4 protein-coding genes and 1 pseudogene are annotated in these 5051 nt (G+C 58.5%); all 5 read left to right on the plus strand.

The window, feature by feature from the left end; all coding sequences use genetic code 11:
• Positions 1–78: 78 nt before the first annotated feature.
• Positions 79–246, plus strand: a pseudogene (locus tag AC0KVN_RS27380) (VirB8/TrbF family protein); the annotation flags it as partial.
• Positions 247–302: 56 nt separating this feature from the next.
• Positions 303–1250, plus strand: coding sequence for a P-type conjugative transfer protein TrbG (gene trbG / locus AC0KVN_RS27385; RefSeq protein ID WP_483656791.1), 948 nt, complete (start codon positions 303–305; stop codon positions 1248–1250).
• On the plus strand, positions 1250–2521 hold the full coding sequence (locus AC0KVN_RS27390) for a TraB/TrbI/VirB10 family type IV secretion system protein (RefSeq protein WP_483656793.1): 1272 nt from the start codon (positions 1250–1252) through the stop codon (positions 2519–2521). The genes trbG and AC0KVN_RS27390 overlap by 1 nt, the downstream gene beginning before the upstream one ends.
• Positions 2521–2733 carry a DUF2274 domain-containing protein gene (locus AC0KVN_RS27395; RefSeq protein ID WP_483656795.1) on the plus strand — a complete coding sequence of 71 codons (213 nt, stop codon included), beginning with the start codon at positions 2521–2523 and terminating at the stop codon, positions 2731–2733. The genes AC0KVN_RS27390 and AC0KVN_RS27395 overlap by 1 nt, the downstream gene beginning before the upstream one ends.
• Before the next feature lie 1357 nt (positions 2734–4090).
• Positions 4091–4270 carry a hypothetical protein gene (locus tag AC0KVN_RS27400; RefSeq protein WP_483656797.1) on the plus strand — a complete coding sequence of 60 codons (180 nt, stop codon included), beginning with the start codon at positions 4091–4093 and terminating at the stop codon, positions 4268–4270.
• Positions 4271–5051: the final 781 nt, after the last annotated feature.

The raw sequence follows: 5051 nt of genomic DNA on the forward strand, positions 1-5051 counted from the left end.
TTCGGCGAACGTTTCATCAGAGCCATGGCGGCCTGATGATCAACCGCCCGGCCACACACGGAAATCCTGACAGTCCCCGCCTGGGTCGAACGACGATATGAGCAGGGCGCATTGAGCGACACCAGTCGCTGGTCGGCCATCCTGACCGTAGCGCTCCAGCCTCCCGGTTCCCAGGACGCCTTGACCAGAAACCCGCTCGGAATCTTCGTCGATGCCCTCAACTGGTCAAAGGAGTTTGGACAGTGACAATCCCTCGACCCTCTTTACGTGGCTATGGAGGCGCTCGCCTCCTGCGGCCTCTCATGGTCGCAACAATGTCCACGTCGACTGCTCAGGCGCAGGTTGCGGACACAATGGCACCTGCTGCGAAGTCACCGTCGAACCCCACTCTCAAGATCGTGCCTGTTCCGGTCCCACTGCCGCTGCCGGGGCAACTAAAGCCCGTGTCGCACGCGGTACGGCCCGTGCTTGCAACTCCCCAGCGAAATGTGAAATCGGCAAATGCAGCAGCGCGCATCCAGCCCAGCCAGACCGACTATGTGAATGCAATACAGCGTTACGCCTTCGCCGATGGCGCGCTCTATCAGGTTTATGCAGCACCAGGGCAGGTCACCGATATTACGCTGCAAGAGGGCGAGCAACTTGTCGGCGCCGGCCCGATCGCTGCCGGCGATACGGTACGCTGGATCATCGGGGATACGGTAAGCGGGAATGGTTCGTCCCTGCGCGTCCATGTGCTCGTCAAACCGACGAGGGGCGATATCGCCACGAATCTCATCATCAACACCAACAAGCGTACATATCATCTCGAATTGCACGCTACGCCGTCGACCTACATGGCGTCGGTTTCCTGGACTTATCCACAGGACGCACTTTTCGCATTGGAGGCCGCAGCTGCGCAGGAAAACCGCAATGCGCCAGTTGCGGCAGGAATCGATCTTGCTGCCCTGAACTTCCGCTACGAGATTTCTGGCGACTTACCGGTTTGGCGTCCGTTGCGCGCGTTTGACGACGGCCGTCAGGTCATGATCGAGTTTCCGGCAAATATCGCGACCGGAGAAATGCCACCGCTGTTCGTCACGGGCGCATCTGGCTCAGCCGAGCTCGTGAATTACCGTGTGCAGGGGCACTACATGATCGCGGATCGCCTCTTTGATGCAGCGGAACTGAGGCTCGGTGACAGAAAGAGCAACAAGCTGGTGCGGATCAAGCGGATCGAACCCAAGCCGGTTCGGGTCGGACGCCGATAATGAGCAGCCCGGAAGACAGCAGCAAGCTGGAAGAAATCGTTGAGGAACAGAGCGCGCCCGATAATCGCGACGACAACCACCCCGCCGAGATATCAGATGACGCACGTGGCAACGCCTTCCGGTTGCGCGCGGCCCCGCCACCGGTCATGCGGCTGTCCCGGAAGGTCATCGCACTCTTGGCAGCCGTCAGTTGCATAGGCATTGCCGGCACCTTGATCTACGCGTTGCGGCCACCGAAGCTCGGCAGGATTGAAGAGGTCTCAGTCTCGCAAGGCCGTATCAAAGCAGAGGCCATCACTTCGGCCCCGGACGATTATGCCAAAATCCCGAAATTGGGTGCGCCATTGCCCGGAGACCTGGGACGGCCGATCCTCTCGGCGCAACAGGCAGATGCGAACAGGACCGACCAGCGGCCGCCGGCGAACGAACGCCTGACGGCGCAGCAGCAAGAGCGCGAACGTCAACGAAGCGTGCGTGAGGCCGCGATCTCGAGCAGGCTGTTTCTCGCGTCAGTGTCGATGGTTACAAACACCGCGGACGCGGAGCAGGCGCGGCAAGCCGACAGTGGTGGGGTGCTTCGATTTGCGGGGACAGGCGGCGAAGATCCGCCCATCAAATCTCCGACTTCAGATACGAGCCGGCACGATTTTCTTGAACCCGTGGCTACCGCCAAGGCGAGCACACAGAGCCTTGCGAAATCCGCATCGCCCTATGTGGTGCAGGCCGGCAGTGTGATCGCCGCGGCGCTTATCACTGGCATCCGATCGGACCTGCCCGGCCTCATAACCGCGCAGGTAACGGAGAATGTCTATGATAGCCCGTCGGGCCGGATCCTGCTGATACCGCAAGGTTCTCGTCTCATCGGTGAATATGACAGCGCTACCGCGGCCGGCCAGCAACGGATATTGCTCGCGTGGGATCGCATCATTTTCCCCGATGGCAGCTCGATCCTTCTCGATCGGCTTCAAGGCGCTGATTCCGCTGGCAGATCAGGCCTGCAGGATGGCGTGGATAATCATTGGGGCGGCCTGCTCGCCGCAGCATTCATTTCTACGCTGCTGAACGTAGGAACGGAGGTCATGGCCGACGATGAGGGGAGCTTCGTGCGTGCATTACGCTATGGTACGCAAGGCAGCGTCAGCCAGGCCGGCCGCCAGATCGTGGAACGACAACTGGCAATATCCCCTACTCTCACAGTCAGACCCGGCCATCCGCTTCGGGTAATGGTTAAGCGAGACATCATCCTCGAGCCTTGGGAAGGGAGAAACTGATGGTGAAACTCAAGCTTGGGCCGATCGAGGATGACAAACCGATCAAGATTGCGATCGAGCTACCCGCCGCCGTGCATCGGGATTTGCAGGCCTATGCGACCATCCATGCCAAGGATACCGGGATTTCACAGCCTTTGCCCGTGGAACGACTGATCGGCCCTATGTTGGAACGCTTCATGGCTAGCGATCGTGGCTTCAGGCGGGTGCGTTGACAACCTGGCTGGGCGGATAGGTCCGGAAAGCCTACGGCCGCGGAAGCCGGTCCTCACAATTAGGATGCGTATCGAAAGCAGGCTTGATTCCGATCACCGCGTTTCCGGTTTGTGGCCGACTTTGGATTGTCGGCTTTCCGGCTTTTTGGGTAAATTATCTGGGAACCTGCCCGCTGTCGCTGCACCGCTTGGACCTCTGTCGGGGCGATCACTGGTCGGAGCCGGGGCGCCGGGCTCTTCAATGTCTGTCGTCCGTATGGCAGGGCTTCCCAGCCCCTCCCCAGCGATCGTTGCGCTGCGATCTCCTGGCGAGACCTTCTGCGCGGCCTTCCGGTTGGTGCGCTCGCCGGCGCCGGTGTCCTCTGGACCATCGGTAGTTTTTGGTGTCGTGGGCATGATCGTTATCCTTTATCCGTCTCCGTCAAAGCAAACAAAGCGCGTGCGCAGTTGGTTTCACGATCAACGCAACGCCGATCTCCCACCCTCCACTTCCCACCCATCCCGGCACATGGTCGGATGAAAGGCGCTGCGAGCCGCGCTAGACCCGCCGGTCCGCTTTTGACCTTGCCAGATCCGCAGCCAGAATGGCGGTGGCGGTGGGTAGCGGATCGCCCGAAATCCTCCCCAAGCTTGCTTGGGGAGGGGGACCGCCGAAGGCGGTGGAGAGGCGATAGCGTTGCGCTTGCGCCATTTCCCCTCCGTCAGCGCTTCGCGCTGCCATCTCCCCAAGCAAGCTTGGGGAGGAATGAAAAACCTGTGCTTGTGGTCGTTTGCCGATCGTCCGCTTCAGGCGCCGAATTTGCGCGCGATACGGGCATGTGACCTTGAGTTGCTGAAGGTCCGCCGCGCTTATGTCACGCGCCACAGCTCCGCGCTCAGTCATTATCAGCTACCGGCGGGTTTTGCTGATCTATCAGGCGCTGTATGTCCGCAATGGACGTCTCGTTCGCTAGCCGGATCGCGGCGCCACAAGAGCACCCAACGGCTTTCTGGAGCCGCATAGTCCGATAAAAGACGCTGAGTTCCTTACCGCATTTGGGGCAGTCCACCCGGACCACGATACTGTCCAGCTCATTTGCCATTTCCGGAATCTACGCCCTGAGAGGCGTGAAGTCCATCTGACCGACAGTAGCTGTTCGGTGGCCGACCGTCCGCGTTTCCGTTGCCAGATAGGCGGCTGATTTCCGATCGAATAACCGTTCCCCGGAATCCAAATGCACCGGCGAACCGCTTAAACGCGCGCATTTAAACGGGGTCAGAGCCAGAGGGAACGTCGGAAATTTCATATTGGCGATGGGGCCGCCCATGCCTATTTGGCAGCGGTCAAGAGCGTCAGGATATGGATGGACACTCGCGCATGCACGCCCTCAAAACGCAATATGCTCGCCTGGTCCAGCTGGCTGTGGAAGAAGAGAAGGCTGCGCTGATTGCTCAATGCCGCCGCGACGACATCCTGCTGATCGAGCAGCATAAACGCAGGGCCATTTTCTTTCGCCAACAGGCCGATATTCTAGCAAAAGAAATTCCATCGGATTGATGACATACCCTTAAAAGCATTTTTGTATTGAAACAATAATCCATTTCCCCTCATAGCCTCGCGACGACTATTTAAGCCGACAAATCGGAAAATGATTTGGCTTCGCGGCAATTCTTGTGGCGAAGGCTTGAACATGCGTTGGATAACGGGATTGGTGTTCCGGCAACTTCTGTCGACAATGCTTCTCAGGTACGTAAAAGCGCCTCATCTTCGGCGGAGGCGAAATCTTCGAGAGAATATCGTTGCCCTCTTGATTCCGCACCAACGGCTTCCGCGAGATCAGAATGCGCCGTAGAACGATGAACATGTGCGCGTAGCAGGCGCTTCCCCCTCGACCCATCCTTGCCGTTCGGCCGTGATATCTCTGTCCCCACATACGGTCCGCCTGCTTAGCCATGTTGGACACGCAAAAATAACCGATTGCAGAATAAGGGCTTTCAGCCTGCCGGTGAGCGATAGCTGGCGGTTTGCAGAGGCGAGACAATCCTATGCAGTAGTTTGCGGTTAGGCGAGTGGAAAGCTAGGATAAATCGGGATGAACCAACCTATCCATCGCCCTCGCAGCGCGTTCAGCATAAAGTTCAGACATTTCACTATATATTTCGCTGACAGTCACCGAGTGGCAGAGCCTCTCCATTGAATCCTGCTTCCTGCTTCTCTCAGAGAAATAGCAGAAATCGATACCTACCCCTGCAGGAAGGCGTCTAGGTTTCGTGGACAAAGGTTGACAGCAGGATCGGGCGTTGATTCAAGGCTGCCTTTTGGAGGTGGCGTTGGGCGA

The sequence above is a fragment of the Sphingobium sp. SG1 genome, assembly GCF_057063145.1.

Excerpts from the sequence above, each read along its gene's own strand:
- trbG (WP_483656791.1), top strand. The coding sequence starts at position 303 with ATGGTCGCAACAATGTCCACGTCGACTGCTCAGGCGCAGGTTGCGGAC.
- AC0KVN_RS27390 (WP_483656793.1), top strand. The coding sequence starts at position 1,250 with ATGAGCAGCCCGGAAGACAGCAGCAAGCTGGAAGAAATCGTTGAGGAA.
- AC0KVN_RS27395 (WP_483656795.1), top strand. The coding sequence starts at position 2,521 with ATGGTGAAACTCAAGCTTGGGCCGATCGAGGATGACAAACCGATCAAG.
- AC0KVN_RS27400 (WP_483656797.1), top strand. The coding sequence starts at position 4,091 with ATGCACGCCCTCAAAACGCAATATGCTCGCCTGGTCCAGCTGGCTGTG.